This is a genomic window from Rhodococcus sp. NPDC127527, assembly GCF_042672245.1.
Classification (GTDB): domain Bacteria; phylum Actinomycetota; class Actinomycetes; order Mycobacteriales; family Mycobacteriaceae; genus Rhodococcus_G.
Map to the genome: position 1 here is coordinate 50,534 of NZ_JBHXVP010000011.1, position 25,497 is coordinate 76,030.

Annotated in this window: 25 protein-coding genes; 15 read left to right on the forward strand and 10 right to left on the reverse strand. The window is 69.8% G+C overall.

Features of this window, described 5'->3' with window-relative positions; translation table 11 throughout:
- Window positions 1-25: 25 nt before the first annotated feature.
- The 5 genes from ACFVH2_RS18290 to ACFVH2_RS18310 form a co-directional block, all read right to left on the reverse strand.
- On the reverse strand, window positions 26-1,144 hold the full coding sequence (locus ACFVH2_RS18290) for an NADH:flavin oxidoreductase (protein ID WP_378425342.1): 1,119 nt from the start codon (window positions 1,142-1,144) through the stop codon (window positions 26-28).
- The gene (locus ACFVH2_RS18295; RefSeq protein ID WP_378425340.1) at window positions 1,141-1,653 is read right to left on the reverse strand and encodes a nuclear transport factor 2 family protein; all 513 of its coding nucleotides are present in this window, start codon (window positions 1,651-1,653) and stop codon (window positions 1,141-1,143) included. The genes ACFVH2_RS18290 and ACFVH2_RS18295 overlap by 4 nt, the downstream gene beginning before the upstream one ends.
- Before the next feature lie 67 nt (window positions 1,654-1,720).
- On the reverse strand, window positions 1,721-2,434 hold the full coding sequence (locus tag ACFVH2_RS18300; RefSeq protein WP_378425338.1) for an IclR family transcriptional regulator: 714 nt from the start codon (window positions 2,432-2,434) through the stop codon (window positions 1,721-1,723).
- Window positions 2,435-2,537: 103 nt separating this feature from the next.
- Entirely contained in the window at window positions 2,538-3,347 is an 810-nt protein-coding gene (locus ACFVH2_RS18305) for a thioesterase family protein (protein WP_378425336.1), read from the reverse strand.
- Window positions 3,348-4,160 (reverse strand): RecB family exonuclease, encoded by an 813-nt coding sequence (locus ACFVH2_RS18310; RefSeq protein ID WP_378425484.1) that lies wholly within the window; start codon window positions 4,158-4,160, stop codon window positions 3,348-3,350.
- A gap of 171 nt (window positions 4,161-4,331) precedes the next feature.
- Here ACFVH2_RS18310 and ACFVH2_RS18315 point away from each other — a divergent pair, with 171 nt between their 5' ends.
- Entirely contained in the window at window positions 4,332-5,186 is an 855-nt protein-coding gene (locus ACFVH2_RS18315; RefSeq protein ID WP_378425334.1) for a tRNA (adenine-N1)-methyltransferase, read from the forward strand.
- A 68-nt stretch (window positions 5,187-5,254) separates the two neighbouring features.
- Here ACFVH2_RS18315 and ACFVH2_RS18320 read toward each other — a convergent pair whose 3' ends face one another.
- Window positions 5,255-5,725: a nuclear transport factor 2 family protein gene (locus ACFVH2_RS18320; protein ID WP_378425332.1), complete on the reverse strand. Its 471-nt coding sequence runs from the start codon at window positions 5,723-5,725 to the stop codon at window positions 5,255-5,257.
- 174 nt (window positions 5,726-5,899) lie between these two features.
- Between ACFVH2_RS18320 and arc the strand changes: the two genes are divergently transcribed.
- Window positions 5,900-7,675, forward strand: a complete 1,776-nt coding sequence (gene arc / locus ACFVH2_RS18325; protein WP_378425330.1) for a proteasome ATPase — start codon at window positions 5,900-5,902, stop codon at window positions 7,673-7,675.
- A gap of 91 nt (window positions 7,676-7,766) precedes the next feature.
- On the opposite strand, the gene ACFVH2_RS18330 is transcribed toward arc, so the two are convergent.
- Window positions 7,767-8,462: a TetR/AcrR family transcriptional regulator gene (locus tag ACFVH2_RS18330; RefSeq protein ID WP_378425328.1), complete on the reverse strand. Its 696-nt coding sequence runs from the start codon at window positions 8,460-8,462 to the stop codon at window positions 7,767-7,769.
- A gap of 40 nt (window positions 8,463-8,502) precedes the next feature.
- Window positions 8,503-9,027: an NUDIX domain-containing protein gene (locus tag ACFVH2_RS18335; protein ID WP_378425326.1), complete on the reverse strand. Its 525-nt coding sequence runs from the start codon at window positions 9,025-9,027 to the stop codon at window positions 8,503-8,505.
- Between the two features lie 35 nt (window positions 9,028-9,062).
- Between ACFVH2_RS18335 and ACFVH2_RS18340 the strand changes: the two genes are divergently transcribed.
- The 6 genes from ACFVH2_RS18340 (at window position 9,063) to prcA (ending at window position 14,527) form a co-directional block, all read left to right on the forward strand.
- Window positions 9,063-9,449, forward strand: a complete 387-nt coding sequence (locus tag ACFVH2_RS18340; protein ID WP_378425324.1) for a nitroreductase family deazaflavin-dependent oxidoreductase — start codon at window positions 9,063-9,065, stop codon at window positions 9,447-9,449.
- A 106-nt stretch (window positions 9,450-9,555) separates the two neighbouring features.
- Entirely contained in the window at window positions 9,556-10,824 is a 1,269-nt protein-coding gene (locus ACFVH2_RS18345) for a hypothetical protein (protein WP_378425322.1), read from the forward strand.
- Between the two features lie 194 nt (window positions 10,825-11,018).
- Window positions 11,019-12,518 carry a depupylase/deamidase Dop gene (dop, locus tag ACFVH2_RS18350; RefSeq protein ID WP_378425320.1) on the forward strand — a complete coding sequence of 500 codons (1,500 nt, stop codon included), beginning with the start codon at window positions 11,019-11,021 and terminating at the stop codon, window positions 12,516-12,518.
- A gap of 127 nt (window positions 12,519-12,645) precedes the next feature.
- On the forward strand, window positions 12,646-12,840 hold the full coding sequence (locus ACFVH2_RS18355; RefSeq protein WP_077041654.1) for a ubiquitin-like protein Pup: 195 nt from the start codon (window positions 12,646-12,648) through the stop codon (window positions 12,838-12,840).
- Window positions 12,837-13,721 carry a proteasome subunit beta gene (gene prcB, locus ACFVH2_RS18360; RefSeq protein WP_378425317.1) on the forward strand — a complete coding sequence of 295 codons (885 nt, stop codon included), beginning with the start codon at window positions 12,837-12,839 and terminating at the stop codon, window positions 13,719-13,721. Before ACFVH2_RS18355 ends, prcB begins: the two co-directional genes overlap by 4 nt.
- A complete protein-coding gene (gene prcA / locus ACFVH2_RS18365; protein WP_378425315.1) occupies window positions 13,718-14,527 on the forward strand; it encodes a proteasome subunit alpha in 810 nt (269 codons plus the stop codon). Before prcB ends, prcA begins: the two co-directional genes overlap by 4 nt.
- Here the strand turns inward: prcA and ACFVH2_RS18370 are convergent.
- A complete protein-coding gene (locus ACFVH2_RS18370) occupies window positions 14,524-15,942 on the reverse strand; it encodes a bifunctional phosphatase PAP2/diacylglycerol kinase family protein (RefSeq protein WP_378425483.1) in 1,419 nt (472 codons plus the stop codon). The genes prcA and ACFVH2_RS18370 overlap by 4 nt on opposite strands.
- A 117-nt stretch (window positions 15,943-16,059) precedes the next feature.
- Here ACFVH2_RS18370 and pafA point away from each other — a divergent pair, with 117 nt between their 5' ends.
- The 7 genes from pafA (at window position 16,060) to ACFVH2_RS18405 (ending at window position 24,522) form a co-directional block, all read left to right on the forward strand.
- On the forward strand, window positions 16,060-17,418 hold the full coding sequence (gene pafA / locus ACFVH2_RS18375) for a Pup--protein ligase (RefSeq protein ID WP_378425313.1): 1,359 nt from the start codon (window positions 16,060-16,062) through the stop codon (window positions 17,416-17,418).
- A 58-nt stretch (window positions 17,419-17,476) separates the two neighbouring features.
- On the forward strand, window positions 17,477-18,472 hold the full coding sequence (locus tag ACFVH2_RS18380; RefSeq protein WP_378425311.1) for a helix-turn-helix transcriptional regulator: 996 nt from the start codon (window positions 17,477-17,479) through the stop codon (window positions 18,470-18,472).
- The gene (locus ACFVH2_RS18385; protein ID WP_378425309.1) at window positions 18,469-19,476 is read left to right on the forward strand and encodes a helix-turn-helix transcriptional regulator; all 1,008 of its coding nucleotides are present in this window, start codon (window positions 18,469-18,471) and stop codon (window positions 19,474-19,476) included. The genes ACFVH2_RS18380 and ACFVH2_RS18385 overlap by 4 nt, the downstream gene beginning before the upstream one ends.
- A gap of 72 nt (window positions 19,477-19,548) precedes the next feature.
- A complete protein-coding gene (gene tatA / locus ACFVH2_RS18390; RefSeq protein ID WP_378425307.1) occupies window positions 19,549-19,815 on the forward strand; it encodes a Sec-independent protein translocase subunit TatA in 267 nt (88 codons plus the stop codon).
- A 71-nt stretch (window positions 19,816-19,886) separates the two neighbouring features.
- The gene (gene tatC, locus ACFVH2_RS18395; RefSeq protein ID WP_378425305.1) at window positions 19,887-20,810 is read left to right on the forward strand and encodes a twin-arginine translocase subunit TatC; all 924 of its coding nucleotides are present in this window, start codon (window positions 19,887-19,889) and stop codon (window positions 20,808-20,810) included.
- Window positions 20,811-20,906: 96 nt separating this feature from the next.
- Complete coding sequence (locus tag ACFVH2_RS18400; RefSeq protein WP_378425303.1) at window positions 20,907-23,624, forward strand: DEAD/DEAH box helicase; 2,718 nt, start codon at window positions 20,907-20,909, stop codon at window positions 23,622-23,624.
- Between the two features lie 112 nt (window positions 23,625-23,736).
- The gene (locus ACFVH2_RS18405) at window positions 23,737-24,522 is read left to right on the forward strand and encodes a DUF4333 domain-containing protein (RefSeq protein ID WP_378425301.1); all 786 of its coding nucleotides are present in this window, start codon (window positions 23,737-23,739) and stop codon (window positions 24,520-24,522) included.
- Between the two features lie 9 nt (window positions 24,523-24,531).
- On the opposite strand, the gene ACFVH2_RS18410 is transcribed toward ACFVH2_RS18405, so the two are convergent.
- Complete coding sequence (locus ACFVH2_RS18410; protein ID WP_378475717.1) at window positions 24,532-25,494, reverse strand: 5'-3' exonuclease H3TH domain-containing protein; 963 nt, start codon at window positions 25,492-25,494, stop codon at window positions 24,532-24,534.
- Window positions 25,495-25,497: the final 3 nt, after the last annotated feature.

Here is a 25,497-nt window from a genome sequence, read left to right on the forward strand (position 1 = left end):
TTCGAGGCGCTACGACGAGGTCAGCTCAATGCAGCCGGCCCTCGTGCCGCTCACGGTCGAACGTCGGCACGGGCCCTCCGCCGAGCAGCGTGCGTGCCAACGCGGGGTCGGCAAGGTGCAGTCGTCCGATCGCGACGAGGTCGAACTCCTGGGCGTCGAGCCGGCGAAGCAGCCCGTCGAGATCGGCGGGTTCGGGCGTTCCGGCGTCGCGCAGCGACTTGCTCAGGCCCACGCTGCCGACCGCCATGCTCGTGGCCCCGGTCAGCTTCTTCGCCCAGCCGGCCAACGTCAGGTCGCTGCCCTCGAACGCGGGCAGGTCGAAACGCCGGATGCTGGCGTCGAGGACGTCCGCTCCTGCCTCGACGAGGGCGCCGAGGATCGCCGCCAGCTCGTCGGGGGTGTCCGCGACGCGGGCGGTGTAGTCCTGCTGCTTGTGTTGCGAGAACCGGTAGAAGATGGGCAGGTCCGGGCCGATCTCGCGTCGGATCGCCCGGACCACCTCGACAGGGAAGCGGGTCCGTCGCTGGAGGCTGCCGCCCCAGTGATCGGTGCGCTGGTTGGTGGACTCCCACAGGAACGCGTCGAGCAGATAGCCGTGGCCCGCGTGGATCGCGATCCCGTCGAAGCCGACGTCGACGGCATTGCGCGCCGAGCGCACGTACCCGGCGATGACGTCCTCGATGTCGCGTTCGGTCATCGCCCGGGTGGGAACCATCGCCCGCTCGATGTAGCTGTCCGGATAGACGGTGCGCCCCGCCCGTCCCCAGAGCCCGGACGGGCGCATCGGCGTCAGTGCCGGATCCACCGCACCCATCGCGCCCCACAGCGGGCCTACGTGCCACAGTTGCGGGACGATCCGCCCGCCCGCCTCGTGCACCCCGTCGACCACCTGGCGCCACCCCTCGAGAGCCGCTTCGCCGTGCAGCCGCGGCACGTTCGGACTGTCGACCGCGGTGGGATGGTCGATCGCCACGCCCTCGGTGATCACCAGACCGGTGCCGCCGTCGGCGCGGCGCCGGTAGTAGGCGGCGACGTCCGGGCCGGGCACTCCTGCCGGAGAATGCTCACGCGTCATGGGGGACATGACGATTCGGTTGGGCAACGCCAGGGAGCGGACCTGGAGCGGGGCGAAGAGGGGATTCACAGCGCCTGCAGGTAGTCGAAGAACCCCGCGGTGACGTCCTCGCGCAAGCGGGTGAGCTTGCGGTAGCTGATCAGCCAGCGGCCGTTCACCTTTCGGTACTCCTCGTGGTAGTGCCCGTAGCCGTGCAGATGCTCCTCGTGGTCGCCGTTGGTCCACCACAGCTTGTCCTCCATCGCCCAGATCCCGCGGGCGGTGGTGTCGGAGGTCAGCTCGATCTCCGGGGCGTGGCCGTGGTGCACGGTCGTCACCACGGTCTCGCCGCCGAGCATGGTGCTGATCGCGCGGGTCAGATTGTCCCTGCCCACGACGCGGTTCGAGCTGCCCTCGGCCTTCGGTTGCTTCTCGTCCGGCAGGCCGCCCCACGTCTCGGAGACCACGTCGTCGGTGTGCAGGGTCGGGTAGACCTCCCACTGCTTGGTGTCCATGCACCGGAGCCGGGCTGCGAAGGTGCGCTTGATCTCCTCGATCGCCATGAGCTGTTCGGGCATCGTCAGTGTGAGCTCGGTCATGGCCCCACGCTGTCAGCGGTCCGGTGGCGGGGCAATTTTCCGTTCCGATGAGCGGACTGATGCCAGGTCAGGCGGTCTGCCGTGGTGCCGAGGCCAGGTCGAGGTACTGCCCGATCGCGGCGGCCGCCATCCGGACGGGCGCGGCGTGTCGGTTGTCGAACTTCAGCCGATTCGCCGGCCCGCTGACCGACAGGCCGAGCTCAGCGCCGTCGAGGGATCCGACCCGCACCCCGATGCATTCGAACCCGGCGGCGCAGGTTCCGTACGCGACACCCGACCGGTGTGTGGGGCGGTCTCCGGCGGCGGCCGTGGCGGACTCGGGAACCCCGGCGAGCAGCGCCTTGCCGATCGCCGACGACTGCGCGGGAATCCGGTCTCCGACTCGGGTGTGCAGGTCGGGCGCCGCCCCGCCGCCGACCTTGTCGAGGTAGAGCACGTGCTTGCCGTCGAGCACGCCCAGGTGTACGACATGGCCGGTGACGAAATGCAACTCCCGCAACAGCGGTGGCACCACCCGGTCGAACCGGTTCTGGTACAGCGACAGCGCGCCGATCTCCGCGAGCGTGTCGCCGAGTCCGTACTCGACTCCGTGGCGCCGGAGCCAGCCCATTCGGACCAGATGTTCGAGCATTCGATAGGTGCTCGTCCGCGGTATTCCGGTGTGGCGGGAGACGTCGGTGAGGCTGAGTCGAGGCGCGCTTCGGAAGCTGTCGAGCACCAGGGACAGGCGATCGAGCGTGGACGCGGGCAGACCCCGCTCCGATGCTGCTCCGTTCTGCAATGCCGTCCTCCTCACGTGTCGCACTCACGGCGCGGTGAGTGCCCGCGGTGCGGTGAGGTCAGCACAATCGTGATCGCCTGGCGATACCAGTGGTCCGTCCCGGTCAGCGGGCCCGGATCTGCACGGTCTGATTGATCCGGCCGACCGGACCCGACTCGTCGTGCAGCACGCCCGCGCACATGCCGACGCCGTCGGGGCCGTACGAGGTCTCGGCGGAGATGCCGACCCACTCGCCCTGCGGCACCCGGAACAGGTGCACCGTCAGGTCGGTGTTGAGGTAGGTCCAGGCCTCGGGGTGCAGCTTCGCGCCGACACCGTTCGCCACGTCCGCGACCGTGAACAGTCGCTGGATCGGGGACAGCGACTCACCCTCGACCAGAACGGGATTGGGGCGCGCCCACACCTGACCGGGACCCTCGCAACCGATCTCGGCAAGCCACATCCAGTCCAGGGTGGCCACGAATCCGGTGCCCCAGAAGCGGCCGTCCATCGCGATCTCGTGGGCCTGGGACAGGGGCGCCAGCGCTGGGTCGCCCGCGTGCGCCACGGCGCTGGTGTCGGCGATCTGCATGCGCCAGCCGGTGCCGCGGGCGACGGCGCGGTCGGTGCCGTCCGGGCCGGTCGCCCACAGCTCCGCGACGACGAGTTCGACCCGCTTGCCGGGCCGCTCGACCCAGGACCGCACCTCGATCTCGGCGAGCGGGACCGGACCGAGGATCTCGATCACGACGCGAGTGAGCCGGGCGTCGTCGCGGGGCGCGCACCGCTCGAGGGCACGGACCAGCAGCGCCGACGGGGGAGCGCCGTGCTGCATGGTGTCGGCCCAGGTGCTGACGGTCAACGCCGTCGTCGCGAACCGCTCGGTGCCGTCCTCGCGGGACGCTAGCGGGATGTAGTAGGCCTGGTCGCTCACTTAGCTGATCTCCTCGAAACTGTCTTCCTCGGCCGGAACCTCCGGCCAGCCCGGGTAAGGCGGCGGCGTGCCACCGAACTCGGGGCAGCGCACCTTATGGTCGCACCAGTTGCACAGGCGCCCCGGCTTCGGTCGGAAGTCGCCGGTCTGACCGGCGGCGAGGATCGCCTTCCAGATCGCGGACAGGGTCCGCTCGAACCGGCGGAGTTCCGCCTCGTCCGGTGCGTAGGTGAGGATCTCGCCGTCGGTGAGGTAGATCAGGCGCAGCTGTGCCGGCACGATCCCACGGGTGCGCAGCAGCACCAGTGCGTAGAACTTCATCTGGAACAGGGCCTTGGACTCGGTCATCTCCCGCGGCGCCCGGCCGGTCTTGTAGTCGACGACGCGGACCTCGCCGGTGGGCGCGACGTCGATACGGTCGACGAATCCGCGCAGCAGCACCCCGTCGTCGAGTTCGGTCTCCACCCTCATCTCGCAGGACTCCGGCTCGAAGCGGGTCGGGTCCTCGAGCTTGTAGTAGCCCTCGATCAGGGACCGTGCCTCGGCGAGGAAGGACTCGCGCTCGTCGGCCGGTACCGCGTCGTCGGCCGCGGGCGACTCCGCGAGCACCCGCTGCCACGCCGGCTCGACCAGGGCGACGGCCCGGTCCGGCACCCGATCCGGCGCGGGCAGGCCGTAGAGCGACTCGAGGGCGGCGTGCACCACCGTGCCCTTGATCTGCGCCTTCGACGGAGTCTCCGGGATGCGGTCGACCGCACGGAAGCGGTACAGCAACGGGCACTGCTTGAAGTCCCCGGCCCGCGAGGGCGACAGCGCGGGCCGTGAGCGGGGCCGGTCGACGCCGCTCGTCTCGACTGCGGGGGCTTCGGCGGGGGGCGACGCGGGAGTGATGCTCACACCTGGCAGGGTATGCGCAGGGTCCGACAGCTTCGTCGGGGCCGGCGCGAAGGTCGCCGGGGCACTCGATGAATGGGAGTCGATCAGATGGCAGGGCGCGAGCAGCGACCGAGTGGACCGTTCCGAGTGGGTGATCGGGTCCAGTTGACCGATGCCAAAGCGCGCAAGTACACCGTCGTGCTCGAGCCCGGCAAGGAGTTCCACACCCACCGGGGCGGCATCCTGCACGACGACCTGATCGGCACCCCGGAGGGCAGCGTCGTCACCTCCACCAACGGCACGCCCTACCTCGCCCTGCGCCCGCTGCTCGTCGACTACGTGCTGTCCATGCCGCGGGGAGCGCAGGTGATCTACCCGAAGGACGCCGCGCAGATCGTGCACGAGGGTGACGTGTTCCCCGGCGCGCGGGTCCTGGAGGCGGGCGCGGGTTCGGGCGCGTTGACCTGTTCGTTGCTGCGGGCGGTCGGGCCGGAGGGCACCGTCATCTCGTACGAGGTGCGCGAGGACCACGCCGAGCACGCCGTGCGCAACGTGGAGAACTTCTTCGGTGAGCGGCCGGCGAACTGGGACCTGACGATCGCCGACCTCGCGGAATTCGATCCGGACACGGCGGGCGGTCAGGTCGACCGGGTGGTACTGGACATGCTCGCGCCCTGGGACGTGCTGCCCGCGGTGTCGAAGGCGTTGGTGCCCGGCGGCGTGCTGATCGTCTACGTCGCGACCGTCACCCAGCTGTCGAGGGTTGTCGAGGCGATGCGCGAGCAGGAGTGCTGGACCGAGCCGCGGTCCTGGGAGTCGATCGTGCGCGGCTGGCACGTGGTGGGTCTGGCCGTCCGCCCGGAGCACCGCATGCAGGGCCACACCGCGTTCCTGGTCAGCGCTCGCAAGCTGGCCGAGGGCACGGTCACGCCCAAGCCGCAGCGTCGGTCCGGCAAGGGCTAGGCGCTACGCGCCGGTGAGTACTTCCGGCCCACAGTGGGGCCGGAAGTACTCACCGGCGCCGCAGGCGCCTACTGGACGCAGGTGAGCTTGCCCATCGAGAAGATGGTGCACACGGCGTCCTGCGAGACGACCCACTTGCCGTTCACCTGGTCGAAGGTGACCTCGGTTGGCGCGCCGCCGTGCGGCCCGGTGATCGTCGTCGTCGCGGTGACGGTGTCGGCGTCGACCGGGGTCACCTTGGTGACCTGAGTGGTCAGCGGGTAGCCGCGGAGCACACCGTTGAACTGCTCGAGCACGGCGGTCTGCTTGGCGCCGTCCTGGATCAGCACGACCTTGTCGGGCACCGCGACGGCGGGGTCGAAGAAGGTCGCGAGGGTTGCGCCGAGTTCCTCGGCCGACGGTGCGGCAGCTGCGGTGGCGGCGGCGGTGGTCGTGGTCGCGGTTGCCGCGGAGTCGCTGGAGTCGTCGGAGCTGCACGCAGCGGAACCGAGCGCGACGACGACTGCGCCTGCGGCGACGAGGATCTTGCGGTTGATCACTGAGGGACCTTTCTCGGACGGCAGCGTCGCTGCCACTTAGATAGGTGAGGCTAACATGGGTAACTAGGGGGACTGCCTCGGCGAACGTCTCACACTCTGCGACGCCGAGGTGTCGGACCGCCTTTTTTCGCGAGCGGCTGTAGCGTTGACAGGACGAACTGGGAGGAGTCGCACATGAGCGCAACAGAGAATCCGGACTCGCTGGCTGCCAGGGCGGAACTCGAGGCCTTGCGGTTGGAGGCAGCCGGACTTCGCCGTCAACTCGCCCAGTCGCCCGAGCAGGTACGCGAGCTCGAGGCCCGGGTGGATTCCCTGTCGATCCGCAACTCGAAGCTGATGGACACGCTCAAGGAGGCGCGGCAGCAGCTGATCGCCCTGCGCGAGGAGGTCGACCGCCTCGGTCAGCCGCCGAGCGGCTACGGCGTGCTGATCACCACGCACGAGGATCAGACCGTGGACGTGTTCACCTCCGGTCGCAAGATGCGGCTGACCTGCTCGCCGAACATCGACACCGAGTCGCTGCGGCCGGGGCAGACGGTCCGGCTCAACGAGGCCCTGACCATCGTCGAGGCGGGATCGTTCGAGCGGATCGGCGAGATCTGCGCCCTGCGTGAGGTTCTCGACGACGGCGAACGGGCGCTCGTGGTCGGGCACGCCGACGAGGAGCGGGTGGTGTGGCTGGCGCATCCGCTGGTCGTGGCCGCCTCCGACACGACGGTGCACCCGGACGACGAGGACATCGACTCGCCGACCCGCAAGCTGCGGCCCGGGGACTCGTTGCTGGTGGACACCAAGGCCGGGTACGCCTTCGAGCGAATCCCCAAGGCGGAGGTGGAGGACCTGGTTCTCGAGGAGGTCCCGGACGTCGACTACAGCGACATCGGCGGTCTGGGCCGGCAGATCGAGCAGATCCGCGACGCCGTGGAGTTGCCGTTCCTGCACAAGGATCTCTTCCACGAGTACGCGCTGCGGCCGCCGAAGGGCGTGCTGCTCTACGGGCCGCCCGGCTGCGGCAAGACGCTCATCGCCAAGGCCGTGGCCAATTCGCTGGCGAAGAAGATCGCCGAGGCCCGTGGTCAGGATGCCAAGGACGCGAAGTCCTACTTCCTGAACATCAAGGGTCCCGAGCTGCTCAACAAGTTCGTCGGCGAGACCGAGCGGCACATCCGGATGATCTTCCAGCGGGCACGCGAGAAGGCGTCCGAGGGCACCCCGGTGATCGTGTTCTTCGACGAGATGGACTCGATCTTCCGTACCCGCGGTTCGGGAGTCTCCTCGGACGTGGAGACCACCGTGGTCCCGCAGTTGCTCAGCGAGATCGACGGCGTCGAGGGCCTGGAGAACGTCATCGTGATCGGCGCCTCGAACCGCGAGGACATGATCGACCCGGCCATCCTGCGTCCCGGTCGGCTCGACGTGAAGATCAAGATCGAACGCCCGGATGCCGAGTCCGCGCAGGACATCTTCTCGAAGTACCTGACCGAGCACCTGCCCGTGCACGCCGAGGATCTGGCGGAGTTCCACGGCGACCGGACCGCGTGCATCAAGGCGATGATCGAGCGCGTGGTGGACCGGATGTACGCGGAGAGCGACGACAACCGCTTCCTCGAGGTCACGTATGCCAACGGAGACAAGGAGGTCCTGTTCTTCAAGGACTTCAATTCGGGCGCGATGATCCAGAACATCGTCGACCGTTCCAAGAAGTACGCGATCAAGGCCGTGCTCGACACCGGTGCGCCGGGACTGCGCGTGCAGCACCTGTTCGATTCGATCGTCGACGAGTTCTCCGAGAACGAGGACCTGCCGAACACCACGAATCCGGACGACTGGGCACGGATCTCGGGCAAGAAGGGCGAGCGGATCGTCTACATCCGCACGCTGGTCACCGGCAAGAACGCCAGCGCCAGCCGCGCCATCGACACCGAGTCCAACACGGGTCAGTACCTGTAGTCACGGTCGCGACGGTGGGGTGCAACGGGAATCCCGTTGCACCCCATCGTCGCTGTGTGCCCGTGCCGGTCGTGGGGGAGCGGGCTCCCGGTCAGGTCCCGGCTCGGGCCGAGCGGGCGCGATCGAGCGCACGGACCGCAGTTGCTCTGTCCACCCCGTTGCCGGCGGCCAGCGCGATCAGCAGCGAGTGGGCGACGGTGTCGTCCGAGCTGTCCAGGTGACCGGCGATCCGCAGCATGGCGTTGCCGTGCAACGCACTCCAGAGTTCGGCGGCGAGGGCGAGTCGTTGCGTGTCGTGGACGCCGGGATCCCCGTCCGGGTCGATTTCCGTGCGGGTGAGCGCCGTGAGAAACGTCGTGAAGGCGGCGCGGCCCTGCCGCGAATCGGTGGGCGTGCCGACGGAGACGACGTCGGTGCGCCTGCCGGGACTCCAGTCGGGCGACGAGTGCTGGAACATCACCGTGTAGAGCCGCGGCTGTTCGCGCGCGAACGACAGATACGCGAGCGCGATGCCGAACAGGTCGGCGAGCGCGTCGCCGGACCGGGGTGCCGCGGTCATCGTTCGGCCGAGGCGCACGAACCCGTCGTCGACGACCGCGCCCGCCACTCCGCCGAGGCTGCCGTAGTGCGTGTACACGGCCATCGTGGACGTGTACGCTGCGGCGGCGAGACGCCGGACGGTCAGTCCGGCGGCGCCGTCGTCGGCGACGATCGAGATGGCGGCCGTCAGGATGGCATCGCGCACGGTGTCGCCGGACGCCGGGAATCTTTCTTCACTCTGTGCCATAACATTGCTATCTTAACGTCATAACAATGTTGTTCGCAGTTCACCACACCTTCCCGGTCAGCAGCGCCCGGGTGTCGGGCACGAACGGCCAGCCCGGGTCCGCGAGGTGCGCGCGCAGCTGTTCGTCCGTCCACCACCAGCCGTCGACGATCTCGCTGGGCTGGTGCACGATCGGCCCGCCCCAGCGTCCCTCGAACGCGAACAGGTGGCAGCGCAACGGCTTTCCGTTCCAGCTCCCGTCCCAGGCGGTGCGGGCGAGCGGGGTGAGCGCGATGCCGTGGACGCCGAGCTCCTCCGCGAGTTCGCGTGCCGCCGTGTCCCGGGGCGTCTCGCCGGGGTCCACGACCCCGCCGGCGAGGCAGTCGTGCATGCCGCCGAACACCGCCTTGGCGGGGGAGCGGCGGTGCACGTAGAGGCTGTTGCCGTCGCGCGACCGCAGCAGCACCCCCGCGCTGGCGTGCCAGAGCCCCTCCGCGTACACCCGGGACCGCGGGGCGGTCCCGACCGGGAGCCCGTCCGCGTCGTAGACCGAGACGATCTCGTCCATGCCCGGCGTCTGATCCATCTGCTCATCGTTCCACGCGGGGTTAGGCTGCCGTTGTGCCCCTGCCGCGCAAGCTCGCACGGATGAACAAGGTCGGACTCAACCACGTCACCCGACTGTTCGCGGGCTGGGTGCCTGGGTGGGCCATCGTGCTCCATCGCGGCCGCAAGTCCGGCCGGCTCTACCGCACGCCGGTCAACGTCTTCCGGCACGGTGGGGGATATCGGTTCGCCCTGACCTACGGATCCGACAGCGACTGGGTGCGCAATGTGTCGGCCGCGGGCCACTTCGACATCGCAACCCGGGGGCGTCTGGTCACCCTGACGGCTCTGGAGCTGGGCACCGATCCGGGCGCGCGCTGGGCCCCGCCGGTGGTGCGGTGGGTGCTGCGCCGGATCGGCGCCGGCGACTACCTCCAGTGCCGGGTCGAGCACCGCCCGTGAGATCTCGCCGGGTGAATCGGGCGGGGTGAATCTGGCCGGGCGGCCTCCCACAGCGCGTTAGGGTGGAGACTCACGAATTCTCAGCCGCTCCGAAAGGTGCAGGACGATGAGATCATTCGGTCGTGAAATGGGATTGGCGGGCCTGGCGCTGACTTTCGCCGCCGCTGCCGTCGTCGCCGCACCCCCGCCGCGGGCGCAGGCTTTCGCCGAGGACGTCTGCTACACCGAGGACGGCGGCCCCGCCTACAACTGCGGTCCGCTGCCGCCGCCGTGTCCCCTCGACGACGCGGACGCGGCGATCTGCGGGCTCCAGGCGTTCGCGACGTACGGATTCACGCTGCGCCGTCCGCTCGGCGGACGCAGCCTGGTGCACACGGACTCGACCTACATCATGGCCCGCAGCGTTGGCTTCTCGGAGCGGGATGCGTACTGGATCGCGGCATACGACGAGGCGACCGACCTCGGCACGTTCGCGCCACGCGATCCCCGCGGCAGGCCGGTGCCCGACGCGACCGCACTGACGACCAAGGACATCAGCGGTCTCGTACGCACCCACTTCAGCACCGGGGGATTCCTCTTCCACTTCTTGCCGACGATGCCCGGTCCGGCGGATCCGGTGAGCGACGGACTGCACCCCGACGTCGACGACACCCGCCACGAGGTCATGCTCACGCACGTGCGGCGTTGGGCGATGGCCGGTCCGGGTAGCGATGCTCCGCTGTGCACAGGAGGATTCACCAACCCGTCCGCGAACGGCGACTACGCCACCGGCACAACGTGTTACGGAGACACTCGACCGGCGCAGATCGACGGCCAGTACAGCGTGGTGAGTCCCGTGGCGGTCCCGTTCACCAACGAGACCGGGCCCCAGGTCATCTCGGGCACCGTCCGGTCGCAGGACTTCGACTCCTGGATCGGCGACAACTCCTGGAACGCGCGGATGGGCATCTACCTCCACGCGCTGGGCGACCGGATCTCGCACTACCTCTGCACCGACGCGGGCACGATCGCTCCGCCGACTCCGGATCAGCCGGCGTTCCGGATCGACCTGAACAAACCTCCCTGCGATCAGGGCCCGCACGCGATACGTCACGAGTACGAGACGGGCGTCGACTTCGCCGCGCTCGCACCGGAGGACCGGACCACCGAAGCGATGCTGTCGACGGAGTACGACGAGCTGGTCGCGTTCGCACGCGCTCGCGGGACACTCGACGCCCGCGCGACGGCGCCGGGGGCCAAGACCGCCCTCGTGCCGGACGGGCTGATCCCGGCGCTCCAGGTCCGGGATGCGGGCGAGCGGTTGACCGCGGTCACCGCAGTCGGTTGTCGCGCCGGCGTGAGGCCGTTCCCCGGCAACCCCACGTGTCCCGCCTGACGGTGCATGTCAGCGAAACCCGTCCCCGAGCGTCATCGCCAGCAATAATGTCATAACGCAGCTTATCGGCACTTGGACCGGGCCGCGCCGCCGTGCGAACCCGGCGGATCTAGGGACCGCCCCGAGGGGAGGGGCGCGCCGACTGCGGCTGTCGGTCGAATTGTGCGCTGTGCCGAGGATCTAGGCTTCTGGTCATGCAGCGCATCATCGGTATCGAGGTCGAGTACGGGATTTCCTCCCCGACGGAGCCGGCGGCGAACCCCATCCTCACCTCCACCCAGGCCGTGCTCGCGTACGCGGCCGCGGCGGGGGTGCCGCGGGCCAAACGTACGCGGTGGGACTACGAGGTGGAGTCGCCGCTGCGCGACGCGCGAGGATTCGACCTGGGCCGCTTCAACGGTCCGGCCCCGGTGATCGACGCCGACGAGGTCGGTGCGGCGAACATGATCCTCACCAATGGTGCTCGGCTGTACGTCGATCACGCGCACCCCGAGTTCTCGGCGCCGGAGGTGACCGACCCGCTCGACGCCGTGATCTGGGACAAGGCGGGCGAACGCGTAATGGAGGCGGCGGCCCGGCACGCGTCGAGTGTTCCCGGCGCCCCGCGACTTCAGCTGTACAAGAACAACGTCGACGGTAAGGGGGCCTCGTACGGCACCCACGAGAACTACCTGTGCTCGCGGGAAACCCCGTTCTCGGCGATCATCGCCGGCCTGACGCCGTTCTTCGCCTCCCGCCAGGTGATCTGCGGGTCGGGCCGGGTGGGGATCGGGCAGTCCGGCGACGAGGCCGGGTTCCAGCTGTCCCAGCGTGCCGACTACATCGAGGTCGAGGTCGGTCTCGAGACCACCCTCAAGCGCGGCATCATCAACACTCGCGACGAACCGCACGCCGACGCCGACAAGTACCGCCGGCTGCACGTGATCATCGGCGACGCGAACCTGGCCGAGATGTCGACCTACCTCAAGGTGGGCACCACGGCCCTCGTACTGGACCTGATCGAGGCCGGCGTCGACCTGTCCGACCTGCAACTGGCCCGGCCCGTCACCGCCGTCCACCTGATCAGTCACGACCCGACGCTGCGGCAGACGGTCGCCCTCGCCGACGGTCGCGAACTGACCGGCCTTGCACTGCAACGGATCTACCTCGAGCGGGTCGCGGCCTTCGCCGACCGGAATGGCAACGACGACCCGCGGGTGGCGGACCTGCTCGACAAGTGGGCGATGGTCCTCGACCTGCTCGAGCGGGATCCCATGGAGTGTGCCCACCTGCTCGACTGGCCGGCCAAACTGCGCATCCTCGACGGCTTCCGCAGCCGGGAGGGCCTGTCCTGGTCGGCGCCCAAGCTGCACATGCTGGACCTGCAGTACTCCGACGTCCGCCTCGACAAGGGCCTCTACAACCGGATGGTCGCGCGGGGTTCGATCGAGCGACTGGTCACCGAGCAGCAGGTCCTCGACGCGGTGCACAACCCGCCGACCGACACCAGGGCCTACTTCCGCGGCGAGTGCCTGCGTCGGTTCGGTTCCGACATCGCCGCCGCGAGCTGGGACTCGGTGATCTTCGATCTCGGTCGGGACTCGCTGGTGCGCATTCCCACGCTGGAACCGCTTCGCGGCAGCAAGGCGCACGTCGGGGCCCTGCTCGAGGCCGCGGAATCCGCGGCGGACCTGGTCGACTCGCTCACCTCCTGACCCGCCGGGGCACGACACGGCCACGAAAACCCGCAGTGTCGGTCCCGCTCGGTAGGGTGAAGGTCCCAGCACGAGCGCACACTGGTGCGCAGGTAGTTGTGCACGACATACGAGGAGGTCGGCGGCTATGGCGCAGGAGCAGACCAAACGCAGCGGCGGTGGCGACGACGACGATGCCCCGATCGGCGACGGCGCGGCGGGCCAGGAACGGCGCGAGAAGCTGGCCGAGGACACCGACGACCTGCTCGACGAGATCGACGACGTGCTCGAAGAGAATGCCGAGGACTTCGTGCGGGCGTACGTCCAAAAGGGCGGCCAGTGACGGCGGACCATCCGGCGTCGCGTTCCGCGGTGGGGGGCGAGCGGCTGCACTTCGGTTCGCAGCTGTCCTCGTTCTCCGAGCACCTGCGCGTTCACGCGCCGGATCTGCTGCCGGAGAACCGAATCGGCCGCGGCGCCGCCTCCGGTGGAAGGGGTGAGCAGATGGATCGGTCCGACATCGCCCCGCACGGCACGACGATCGTCGCGCTCACCTTCGCCGGCGGCGTGCTGATCGCGGGTGACCGTCGCGCCACCATGGGCAACCTGATCGCGAGCCGGGACGTGGAGAAGGTCTACGTCACCGACGACTACTCGGCGGCCGGTATCGCCGGCACCGCCGGGGTGGCGATCGAACTGGTGCGGCTGTTCGCCGTCGAACTCGAGCACTACGAGAAGATCGAGGGCGTTCCGCTGACCTTCGACGGCAAGGCCAACCGATTGTCCTCGATGGTTCGCGGCAACCTCGGCGCGGCGATGCAGGGGCTGGCGGTGGTCCCGCTCCTGGTCGGCTACGACCTCGATGCGACGGATCCCGACCGGGCGGGTCGGATCGTGTCCTACGACGTGGTCGGCGGCCGGTACGAGGAGCGCGCGGGCTACCACGCGGTCGGATCCGGCTCGCTGTTCGCCAAGTCCTCGCTGAAGAAGATCTACGACCCGAACGGCGACGAGGCCACCGCCCTGCGTGCGGCGGTCGAGGCACTCTACGACGCCGCGGACGACGACTCCGCGACCGGCGGTCCGGACCTGAGCCGCGGTCTGTACCCGACCGCGGTCGTGGTCACCGCCGACGGCGCCGTCGAGGTGCCCGAGGAACGTGCCGCCGAACTCGCTCGCGCCGTCATCGCCGAGCGCACACAGGAAGCAGGGGGTACGCCGTGACGCTGCCGTACTACGCCTCGGCCGAGCAGATCATGCGGGATCGCTCGGAGTTGGCGCGCAAGGGAATTGCGCGAGGCCGCAGCGTGGTCGTGCTGACCTACGCGGACGGTGTGCTGTTCGTCGCCGAGAACCCTTCGTCGTCGCTGCACAAGGTGAGCGAACTGTACGACCGCCTCGGGTTCGCCGCGGTGGGCAAGTACAACGAGTTCGAGAACCTCCGCCGCGCCGGCATCATGCACGCCGACATGCGCGGCTACTCCTACGACAGGCGGGACGTCACCGGCCGGTCGATCGCCAACGCGTACGCCCAGACCCTCGGCACCATCTTCACCGAGCAGCCGAAGCCGTACGAGGTGGAACTGTGCGTGGCCGAGGTCGGCAGGCCGGAACAGTCGCGGCACGCTCAGCTCTACCGCATCACCTACGACGGATCGATCGTCGACGAGCAGCAGTTCGTGGTGATGGGTGGTGCGACCGAACCGATCGCCACCGTGCTCAAGGAGTCGTACCAGCCGGAGCTCCCGCTGGCCGGCGCAGTCGAGGTCGCCGTCAATGCGCTGCAGGTCGGCACCGCGGTCCCGGGCAACGGCGAGTCCGAGCGCCGGGTCATCGGGGTGCAGGCGCTCGAGGTCGCGGTCCTCGACCAGTCGCGGCCGCGGCGTGCTTTCCGTCGGATCACCGGCGGCGCACTCGAGTCGCTCCTGCCGAAGCCGGCGGCCCCCGCGAAGTCGGACGGCGATACAGAATCCGGACCGGCCGCCGAGGGCGACTTCGCGGCCAACGGCGAACCCGGCCAGGCCGACTAGACCTTGCGGTAGAGCACCACCCGACGGGGCTCGCACCGGAATTCGAATCGGCGACCGTCGGCGATCACCTCGCCGTCGGTCGCCAGTGCGAGCGATTCGCCGGTGACCTCGACGGTGAACGACTGCAGGTTCTCGTGCACGTAGACGCGCGAGGTACCCAGGGTGCCGGTCAGCGCCGTGGCGATCAGCCTCAGTCTGGACCAGCGGCGATCGGCGCGCAGGTACCGCACATCGAGGGTGCCGCGGTGAATCTCCGGCCTGGACATCGGCACCTGGTCGGTGGGGGAGTACCGCCCGTTGCCGACGAACAGCATCCACACCGACCGATCGACACCGTCGATGGTCACCGGAAGCGGCTGCGCGGACGCGAGGACCCGGACCATGGCGCACGCTGCCGCCGGCCACTTGCCGAGCCGGGACTCCCACCGCTCACGCAGCCGGACCGCGTCCGGGTAGCCACCGAGGGCGGCAGTGTTGACGAACGCCGACTCCCTACCGCAGTCGACCCGGACCGCGCCGAGGTCGACGAGTTCCGCGCTGCCCTCCGCGATCGCCAGCGCGGTCGAGGACACGTCGCCGACTCCGGCGTCCCGGGCGAAGTGGTTGAGGGTGCCACCGGGGAAGACCGCGAGCGGAAGGTCGTGCCGCACAGCCGCGCTCGCGAGAAGCACGACCGTCCCGTCGCCTCCGCACACGCCGAGCGCCTTGGGGGTTCCGGTGGACACCACCCGGTCGATCTGGTCACCGAAGTCCCCATCGGGGTCGAGCTCGACGATCCTCGCCCGCGGAAGGCACGCCTCGACCTCGGCGCGGGTGTCGTCGTCCCCGGTACCGGAACCGGTGTTGACGAACACGATCATGCCGTCGCCCTCGGCCAGCGCCTGAGCGGGGTGATCGGGGCCCAGCGTCGCCGGCTCCGGGTCACGGACCGCCCACCAGGTGCGGGTCGCCCATGCCAGTGCGCCGCCCACCGCGGCACCCACGAGGACGTCGGAGGGCCAGTGCACGCCGGTGTGCACCCGCGAATAGGCGACCGCCGCGGCCAGCGGGGCCACCGCGGCGCCCACCGCGGGATACTCGAGCGCCACGCCGGTGGCGAACGCGGCCGCCGAGGCCGAGTGTCCGGACGGGAAGGACGACGACCGGGGCGCGGGCAGCCCGCGTCGGTACGCGAATTCGGCGGTGCCCGCGGGCGGTCGGCGTCGGGGAAACAGTGGCTTGAGGACCGCATTCGACAGCGCGCTGGCGCCGGCGACCGAGAGCAGGCCGCGGACCGCGGCCCGGCGGGCACGGGCGCCGGTCAGGCTCATGGCCGCCGCGACCCCCATCCAGAGCACGCTGTGGTTCGCGGCGGTGCTCAGCGCGCGCAGGCCGCCGTCCACCCTCGACGGCCGCAGATTCACGCTCCGGCGCATGACATTCCGGTCGGTTTGTTCGAGGAAACATCTCACTTCGGCCACGTTCCTACGGTAGGGCGAGAAGCCATGCCGCGAACAGGGTGGCAAACCGGTTCGGCGTTGTACTGTCGAGGTGTGCAGCGACGAATCATGGGTATTGAGACCGAGTTCGGTGTTACCTGCACCTTTCACGGTCACAGGAGGCTGAGCCCCGACGAGGTGGCCCGCTACCTGTTCCGGCGTGTGGTGTCCTGGGGCCGCAGCTCCAACGTCTTCCTCCGCAACGGCGCTCGGCTGTATCTCGACGTCGGTTCGCACCCGGAGTATGCGACGGCGGAGTGCGACGGCCTGGTCCAGCTCGTCACCCACGACCGGGCCGGCGAGCGCGTGCTCGAGGACCTGCTGATCGACGCCGAGGAGAGGCTTGCCGAGGAGGGCATCGGCGGCGACATCTACCTGTTCAAGAACAACACCGACTCGGCGGGCAACTCCTACGGTTGCCACGAGAACTTCCTCGTGGTGCGGGCGGGCGAGTTCTCCCGGATCTCGGACGTGCTGTTGCCGTTCCTGGTCACCCGCCAGCTGATCTGCGGCGCCGGCAAGGTGCTGCAGACGCCGAAGGCCGCCACGTTCTGCCTGTCGCAACGCGCCGAACACATCTGGGAGGGCGTCTCCTCGGCGACCACCCGGTCCAGGCCGATCATCAACACCCGCGACGAGCCGCACGCGGACGCGGAGAAGTACCGCCGGCTGCACGTGATCGTCGGCGACTCCAACATGTCCGAGACCACGACGATGCTCAAGGTCGGCACCGCGGCGCTCGTGCTCGAGATGATCGAGGCGGGCGTCTCGTTCCGCGACTTCGCCCTCGACAACCCGATCCGCGCCATCCGCGAGGTCAGCCACGACCTGACCGGGAAACGGCAGGTCCGGCTCGCCGGCGGTCGGCAGGCCAGTGCGCTCGACATTCAGCGCGAGTACTACTCCCGGGCGGTCGAGCACCTCCGCAACCGCGAACACGACCCTCAGGTCGACCAGGTGGTGGACCTGTGGGGCCGCACCCTCGACGCGGTCGAGGCCCAGGACTTCGCGAAGGTTGACACCGAGATCGACTGGGTGATCAAGCACAAGCTGTTCCAGCGCTACCAGAACAAGCACAACCTCGAGCTCGCCGACCCGAAGATTGCCCAACTCGACCTCGCCTACCACGACATCAAGCGGGGACGCGGCGTGTTCGACCTGCTGCAGCGCAAGGGTCTCGCGAAGCGGGTCACCGAGGACGAGCAGATCGACGCCGCCGTCAACACCCCGCCGCAGACCACTCGGGCCAAGCTGCGCGGCGAGTTCATCTCCGCCGCGCAGGACGCCGGCCGGGACTTCACGGTGGACTGGGTGCATCTCAAGCTCAACGACCAGGCGCAGCGCACGGTGCTGTGCAAGGACCCGTTCCGGTCGGTCGACGAGCGGGTTGAGCGCCTGATCGCGTCGATGTGACCGGCGCTCCTCGAGGTACCGGGCGGCGGTGCACGTGCGGCCACTAGGCTGCTGATCCGTGGCGATCAGCAAAGTCGAGCGGTTGATGAATCTCGTCATCTGCCTGCTCTCGACCCGGCAGTTCCTGACGGCGGAGAAGATCCGGCGCAGCGTCGCGGGCTACGACGAGTCGGGCAGCGACGAGGCCTTCAGCCGGATGTTCGAGCGGGACAAGAACGAGCTGCGCGACCTCGGTGTACCGCTCGAGACCGGACAGGCCTCGCGGTACGGCACCGTCGAGGGCTACCGCATCAACCGCGACGCCTACGAACTCCCCGAGATCGACCTCACGAGCGAGGAGGCAGCCGCGGTCGCGATCGCGGTCCAGCTGCTGGAGTCGCCGGAACTGACCTCGGCCGCGCAGGGGGCGGTGCTCAAACTGCGCGCCGCGGGCGTGGCCGTCGACCAGGATTCGGCGTCGGCCCTGTTCACGGCGCTGCCGGCCCGCATCCGCGGGTCCGAGCCCGCGCTCGAGAAGCTGTTGGCGGCCATCGACGCGGGGCGCGCCGTGCGCTTCGAGCACCGGTCCGCCCGCAACGAGCCGTTCACGACGCGAACGGTGGAGCCGTGGGGGGTGGTCACCCACGACGGGCGCTGGTATCTCGTCGGGCACGACGTGGACCGCCAGGCTTCCCGGACCTTCCGGCTGTCCCGGATCGGCGACGACGTCACCGCCTTGGGCCCCGTCAACGCGGTGCACAAGCCGGCGGGTACCGACCTGCGCGAGATCGTCAACCGCACGGTCGGTACCGCGGGCGTGACCGGCACCGCGACTGTCGTCGTGCGGGACGGACGGGCCCAGGAACTGCGCCGCCTCGGCCGACCCGTCGGCACCCACGCAGTCGGCGACCGTGAAGGGATCGTGCTCGAGGTCCCGGTCCGGTCCTGGGACTGGATCGCCCGGCTGATCGCCGGTTACGGGGAGGATGCGTTGGTGCTCGAGCCTGCCGAACTGCGGGAGGACGTGATGGGTCGGCTGCGCGCGGCGGCGGGTGTCACGGAGGCGGAACGATGAGCCAGCGACTCACGCATCGACTGCCCCGACTGCTGAACATGGTCCCGTACTTCATTGCGAACCCGGGGATCACCAAGGCCGAGGCCGCCGCCGAACTCGGCGTCACCGTCGCCCAGCTCACGACCGACCTGAACCAGCTCTGGGTGTGCGGGCTGCCCGGTTACGGCCCCGGCGACCTGATCGACCTGTCCTTCGCGGAGGAGACCGTCGACGTCACGTTCTCGGCGGGTATCGACCGGCCGCTGCGCCTGACCTCGACCGAGGCCACCGCGCTGCTCATCTCGTTGCGCTCGCTCGTCGAGATGCCGGGTACTGCGGACCCGACCGCCGTCCAGGGCGCGATCGCCAAGATCGAGTCGGCCGCCGGGGTGGCCGCGGCGGGCGGCATCGCGCAGGCGGGCCGGCGTCCGGAAACGGAGAGCCCGATCGCCGCGACGGTCCGCTCCGCGGTGCGGCGTGGACGGGCGCTCGCGCTCACCTACTTCTCGGCCTCGCGCGACGTGGTCACCGAGCGGGTGGTCGACCCGGTGCGCATCGTCCTCGTGGACAACAACAGTTATCTGCAGGCGTGGTGCCGCGAGGCGGCCGCGGTCCGGCTGTTCCGGTTCGACCGCATCGACGCGGCCACCGAACTGCCGGAACCGGCCCAGGCGCCGGCGGACGCCCGCGACGACGCGCACGCGATGGACCTGTTCCACGACGACGACACCCTGCCGCAGGCGCGGCTGGCGATCGCCCCGGATCATGCCTGGGTGATGGACTACTACCCGATGACCGGCGAAGTGGTCCACGAGGACGGATCGATCGAGGCGTCGATGCGGTTCGGCTCGCTGGACTGGATGGCGCGACTGATGGCCGGCTTCGGGCCGGGGGTGCGGGTGCTGGCACCGGCCGAACTGTCCGACGCGGTGCGCTCGCGGGCCGCGGCCGCGCTCGCCGCCTACCAGCAATCGGCCGAAGACGCGGTCGGGTTGGTCGACGGCGACCGGAAATCGGACAACTGAGTCCCAGCAATCACCGGGGACTGTGGGGCCCCGGTCCGGTAGCATCGAGCCATCTGATCTATGGAGGTTGAAATGGGCAGTCTGAGCCCCGCGCACTGGGCCATTGTGGCGCTGGTGGTCGTCATCCTGTTCGGTTCCAAGAAGCTGCCCGACGCAGCTCGCGGGCTCGGGCGTTCGCTGCGGATCTTCAAGAGCGAGGTCAAGGAGATGCAGAACGACGGCGGTGCCCCCGCCACGGCTGCACCGGTCGAGCAGCCCGTCGCCCAGCTCCCCCCGGCCGCGCCGGCAACCGACACTCCGACCACTGCCGCCCAGCACCCCGAGCCCCGGACGTCCTAGTCCGGACACCGAGTGACCCCGGGGTGCGCAGTGTGCCCCGGGACGATGGCTGACCAGAACTAGGGCTCACAGTGCGTATCCCTTTCGACCCCCGGCGCAGCAGGCGCAGGGTCAATCCCGACGGCACGATGTCGTTGGTCGATCACCTCTACGAGCTGCGGACGCGGCTGTTGCTGTCGATGCTGGCGATCGTCGTGACGACCGCCTTCGGTTTCTTCTGGTACTCGCATCAGATCTTCGGCGTCGAGAGCCTGGGCGAGCTGTTGCGCGGTCCCTACTGCTCCTTGCCAGACACGAGCCGCGCCGACCTCACCCACGACGGCACCTGCCGCCTGCTGGCCACGTCGCCCTTCGAGCAGTTCATGCTGCGGTTCAAGGTCGCGCTGACGGCCGGCATCGTGCTGGCCTGCCCGGTGTGGCTGTACCAGCTGTGGGCGTTCGTCACGCCCGGCCTGTACTCGAAGGAACGCCGCTACGCGATCGGCTTCGTGGTGGCGGGCGCAGCGCTGTTCGCCACCGGCGCGGTGCTGGCCTACGTGGTGGTCGCGAAGGCGCTGCACTTCCTGCTCACCATCGGCGACAACGTCCAGATCACCGCCCTCAGCGGCGCCGAGTACTTCGGCTTCATCATCAATCTGCTGATCATCTTCGGCGTCAGCTTCGAGATTCCGCTGCTGATCGTCGCACTGAACTTCGTGGGCATCCTCAGCTACGAGAAGCTCAAGGCCTGGCGGCGCGGCCTCATCATGGCGCTGTTCGTGTTCGCGGCGGTCGCCACGCCGGGTCAGGACCCGTTCTCGATGCTCGCGCTCGCCCTCGCGCTGACCGTTCTGTTCGAGTTCGCCGTCCAGATCGCACGCCTCAACGACAAGCGCAAGGCCAAGCTCTCGACACAGGGCTGGGGTGCTCTCGACGACGACGAGGCCTCACCGCTGGGCGAGACCTCCGGCATCGACACCCCGACCCGGGTGGACGACTACTCCGACACCCTCTGACGCCGCATCCCCCCGGGTGGGGGAACCACCGCTCGGTCTGACCGGGTGCCGGTTCCCCTCACCCGGCACGGCGCCGATGTTGGCTAACCTGACGGGGTGGAACTCGAGGTCTTCGCCGCGCAGCTGAGCTTTCCCCTTGACGGCTTCCAGGCCGAGTCCTGTCGCGCGCTGGAGGCCGGTCACGGGGTGCTGGTGTGCGCGCCGACCGGCGCGGGCAAGACGGTGATCGGCGAGTTCGCGGTCCACCTCGCGCTGGTGTCCGGCCGCAAGTGCTTCTACACCACGCCGATCAAGGCGCTGAGCAACCAGAAGTACGCGGACCTGGTGGACCGGTACGGCAAGGCGTCCGTCGGCCTGCTCACCGGCGACCTGAGCATCAACCCCGAGGCGCCGGTCGTCGTGATGACCACCGAGGTCCTGCGCAACATGCTCTACGCCGACTCGCCGACCCTGCGCGGCCTGTCGCACGTGGTGATGGACGAGGTGCACTACCTGGCCGACCGGTTCCGCGGCGCGGTCTGGGAGGAGGTCATCCTGCACCTGCCGCAGGACGTGCGGCTGGTGAGCCTGTCCGCGACCGTCAGCAACGCCGAGGAGTTCGGCGCGTGGATGGAGACGGTGCGCGGCGACACCGAGATCGTCGTCGACGAGGTGCGCCCGGTCCCGCTCTGGCAGCACATCATGGTCGGCAGGCGGCTGTTCGACCTGTTCGACAACTCGGCGCAGTCGGCGGACCCGACGGCGCGACTGGTGGTCGACCAGGAGCTGGTGCGACACCTCAAGCAGCGTCAGGCCCTCGACCGGATGGAGTCCTGGGAGCCGCGTGGACGCGGACGCGGCGGCTACCAGAGCAACAACCACCGCCCGCTGCCGCGTCCCGAGGTGATCGCCCGCCTGGACGAGGAGGGCCTGCTGCCGGCGATCACGTTCATCTTCAGCCGCGCCGGCTGCGACGCGGCGGTCGTCCAGTGCCTGCGCTCGCGGCTGCGGCTGACCACCGACGAACAGGCGGCCGAGATCGCGGAGATCATCGACCGCCACACCGGCGACCTGCCGAAGCACGACCTCGCCGTGCTCGGGTACTGGGAGTGGCGCGAGGGCCTCGAACGCGGCATCGCCGGGCATCACGCCGGCATGCTGCCCGCCTTCCGCCACACCGTGGAGGAACTGTTCGTCAAGGGGCTGGTGCGCGCGGTCTTCGCGACGGAGACCCTCGCGCTCGGCATCAACATGCCCGCCCGCACCGTGGTCCTCGAACGGCTCGTCAAGTACAACGGGGAGACCCACGCCGAGCTGACCCCGGGGGAGTACACCCAGCTCACCGGCAGGGCCGGACGCCGCGGCATCGACGTGGAGGGGCATGCGGTGGTGTTGTGGCAGCCGGGCGTCGAGGCGACCGAGGTGGCCGGCCTCGCCTCCACCCGCACCTTCCCGCTGCGGAGTTCGTTCAAGCCGTCGTACAACATGTCGATCAACCTGATCGACCGGATGGGCGCGGCGGAGTCACGCGCACTGCTCGAGCGCTCGTTCGCGCAGTTCCAGGCCGACCGGTCGGTGGTCGGCATGGTCCGGGCGATCGAGCGGGACGAGGAGGCGCTGGCGAAGCTCCGGGACCAGCTCGGCGGCGTCGACGGCGAGTTCTTCGAGTACGCGCAGCTGCGCGAGCGGGTCAAGGCCCGGGAGCGTCAGCTCGAGCGACAGGGGCGCACCGACAAGCGGCAGGCCGCGGTGACGTCGCTGACCTCGCTGCGGCGCGGCGACGTGATCGCCATCCCGGTCGGCAGGCGGTCGGGACTGGCGGTCGTGCTCGAGACGGACGCCGACCCGAAGGACCCGCGTCCGCTGGTGCTGACCGAGGACAAGTGGGCGGGCCGGATCTCCGCCGCCGACTTCCCGACGCCGGCGAAGGCGTTGGGCAGCATGCGACTCCCGCGCCACGTCGATCACCGGACCGGCCGCAGTCGCCGCGACCTGGCGTCGGCGTTGCGCAGCACCGGCATCGTGCCGCCCGGCCGGTACAGCAAGCGCAAGTCGCCCGCCGCAAGCGACCGCGAACTGGCGACGCTGCGCCGCGCGCTGCGCTCGCACCCGTGCCACACCGATCCCGACCGGGACCGGCTCAGCAACATCGGCGAGCGCTACAACAAGCTCGCCCGTGAGACCGAGACCCTGCGCCAGAAGGTCGCCGCCACAACGAATTCGCTGGCCCGCACGTTCGACCGTATTCTGCGACTGCTCGCCGAGCGGGGCTACGTCGAAGCGGACGGGTTGGGCGGCACCGCCGCGGAGGGACACGGGGTCACCGAGCACGGTCGCCGTCTGAGCCGGATCTACTCCGAGAGCGACCTGCTCGTGGCCGAATGCCTGCGGCACGGGACGTGGAAGGGGCTCGCGCCCGCCGAGTTGGCGGCGGTGGTGTCGGCGCTGGTGTACGAGTCCCGGCAGGACGCGGACACCGGCGACCGGGGTCCGACCGCACCGATCCGGCACGCGGTGGGTCTGACGGTCCAGTTGTGGTCCGGACTCCGCGTCGACGAGGTCCGCCACAAGCTCCCGCTGACGCGGGAGCCCGATCTCGGATTCGTCACCGCGGTGTACATGTGGGCCCGCGGCGAACCGCTGGTCGACGCGTTGATGGCCGCGGGCGATCGCGGGCAGGCGCTGTCGGCAGGCGATTTCGTGCGCTGGTGCCGGCAGGTGATCGACCTGCTCGACCAGGTGCACCTGACCGCACCGGACGCCGAGGTGCGGGCCGCGGCGTCGAAGGCCGTCGGCGCGATTCGCCGGGGTGTCGTGGCGGTCGACGCGGCCTGAGCGAGGGCTGAGGTAACTTGATTCGCCAGCTGTCGGATCACCTGTCGCGACATCGCGGCGGGTGCGGCGGGGGACCAGTCGTGAACGGCGACAGTACGTGAGTGGAGGCAGGATGAGCGGCCCGGACAGCGGACCCACCGACCCCGACAAGCAGGTCGCGGGTCACCAGGAGGCAGGGGCACAAGCGCCCACTCCGGCGCCGAAGGCACCCGAGGGGCAGGGCGCACCACTCGAGCCCGCGCCGACGCAGCAGTGGCCCCAGCCCGGACCTCCCGGCCAGATCCCGCAGGGTCAGCACCCACAGCCCGGCCAGCAACAGTGGGGTCAGCAGGCGTGGAGCGCCCAGCCAGCCCCGCCCCAGTACCAACAGCCCGGCTATCCGCAGCCGCAGGCCCCGTACCCGGGCCAGTACCCGCAGCAGCCCTACCAGGCGCCCTACCCCGCGCAGCCGCAGCCCGGTCAGTACCCGCAGGCGCAATACCCCGCGGGGCAGTACCCGCCAGTGGGGCAGTACCCACAGGGCCAGTACCCGACCGGGGCCTACCCCCAGCCGCAGTACTCCGGTGCGCCCGGTGGCGCGACGTCGAAACTGCCGCTGTGGATCGGGCTCGGGGTCGGCGCGGCGGTCGTGGTCGCGGGGGTGCTCGCCGCGGTCTTGCTGCTGAACCGCGGCACCACCCTGGACCAGACGGCCGCACAGAAGGGCGTCGCCCAGGTGCTCACCGGTTCCTACGGCATCACCAACATCACCGACGTGTCCTGCCCCGCCGGCCAGAAGGTCGAGAAGGGCGCGAGTTTCACCTGCACGCTGAAGGTCAAGGGTGAGCCGCAGAAGGTCACGGTGACCTTCACCGACGACTCCGGCACCTACGAGGTGGGCCGGCCCACCGGTTCCTGACGCCGACTCCTACTCGCGGTGGCCGCCCCTCGGGGCGGCCATGGCCTTCTCCAGGCGTCCCACGGAGTTCTCGATCGCCAACTCGGTCGCGAGCGCCGCGAGCGCCTCCTGGTCGACGGGGGCCGCGGGCAGCACGTCGTCGCGCGAGAGCCGTACGTCGGCGTCCGTCGCCACCCGCACCACCGGCAGCGCGGCGTCGAGGTAGTCCGCAGCGGCAGTGAGCTTTGCGCGAATTCCCTTGGCCAGACCCGACCCCGGGTCGTCGACCGCGCCGCGGAGTGCGGCCACCGACCCGTACTCGAGCAGCAGCGAGGAGGCGGTCTTCTCGCCGACGCCCTTGACTCCGGGCAGCCCGTCCGAGGGGTCGCCGCGCAGCAGCGCCAGCTCGGCGTATCCGATCCCGGGGCGGCTCGCGGGGACCCCGTACTTCTCGGCGACCTCCGCCGGTCCGAACAGTTCGGCCTTCGCCAGGCCCCGCCCGACGTAGAGCACGCGCACCGGGACGGGGTCGTCGGCGACCACCTGCAGCAGGTCGCGGTCGCCGCTGACCACCACGACCGTGTCCTCGCGTTCGCCTGCGGCCAGGGTGCCGAGCACGTCGTCGGCCTCGAACCCGTCCGCGCCTGCGGTGGCGATGCCCGCGGCCGCCAGTACGTCCAGGATCATCGGGACCTGCGGCGTCAGCGTGTCGGGCACCTCCTCGACGTCCGGCCCCGTGTCCAGTTCGGCGGCGACCCGGTGCGCCTTGTACGAGGGCACCAGGTCCACCCGGAACTGGGGACGCCAGTCCAGGTCGAGGCACACCGCGAGCCGGCTCGGCTGGTGCCGCGTGATCAGCGCCGCGACCATGTCGGTGAACCCGCGCACGGCGTTGACCGGACGGCCGTCCCGCGACGTGAACGATTCGGGGAGCGCGTAATACGCGCGGAACCACAGGCTCGCGCCGTCGAGGAGAAGCAGAGGTCCGGTCATGCC

What these genes read in the sequence shown, in the direction of transcription:
- ACFVH2_RS18355 (WP_077041654.1), top strand. Translation starts at nt 12,646, where the DNA reads ATGGCGCAGGAGCAGACCAAACGCAGCGGCGGTGGCGACGACGACGAT.
- ACFVH2_RS18295 (WP_378425340.1), bottom strand. Translation starts at nt 1,653, where the DNA reads ATGACCGAGCTCACACTGACGATGCCCGAACAGCTCATGGCGATCGAG.
- ACFVH2_RS18410 (WP_378475717.1), bottom strand. Translation starts at nt 25,494, where the DNA reads ATGACCGGACCTCTGCTTCTCCTCGACGGCGCGAGCCTGTGGTTCCGC.
- arc (WP_378425330.1), top strand. Translation starts at nt 5,900, where the DNA reads ATGAGCGCAACAGAGAATCCGGACTCGCTGGCTGCCAGGGCGGAACTC.
- ACFVH2_RS18405 (WP_378425301.1), top strand. Translation starts at nt 23,737, where the DNA reads ATGAGCGGCCCGGACAGCGGACCCACCGACCCCGACAAGCAGGTCGCG.
- ACFVH2_RS18385 (WP_378425309.1), top strand. Translation starts at nt 18,469, where the DNA reads ATGAGCCAGCGACTCACGCATCGACTGCCCCGACTGCTGAACATGGTC.
- ACFVH2_RS18335 (WP_378425326.1), bottom strand. Translation starts at nt 9,027, where the DNA reads ATGGATCAGACGCCGGGCATGGACGAGATCGTCTCGGTCTACGACGCG.
- ACFVH2_RS18345 (WP_378425322.1), top strand. Translation starts at nt 9,556, where the DNA reads ATGAGATCATTCGGTCGTGAAATGGGATTGGCGGGCCTGGCGCTGACT.
- dop (WP_378425320.1), top strand. Translation starts at nt 11,019, where the DNA reads ATGCAGCGCATCATCGGTATCGAGGTCGAGTACGGGATTTCCTCCCCG.
- ACFVH2_RS18330 (WP_378425328.1), bottom strand. Translation starts at nt 8,462, where the DNA reads ATGGCACAGAGTGAAGAAAGATTCCCGGCGTCCGGCGACACCGTGCGC.
- tatA (WP_378425307.1), top strand. Translation starts at nt 19,549, where the DNA reads ATGGGCAGTCTGAGCCCCGCGCACTGGGCCATTGTGGCGCTGGTGGTC.
- ACFVH2_RS18370 (WP_378425483.1), bottom strand. Translation starts at nt 15,942, where the DNA reads ATGCGCCGGAGCGTGAATCTGCGGCCGTCGAGGGTGGACGGCGGCCTG.
- ACFVH2_RS18315 (WP_378425334.1), top strand. Translation starts at nt 4,332, where the DNA reads ATGGCAGGGCGCGAGCAGCGACCGAGTGGACCGTTCCGAGTGGGTGAT.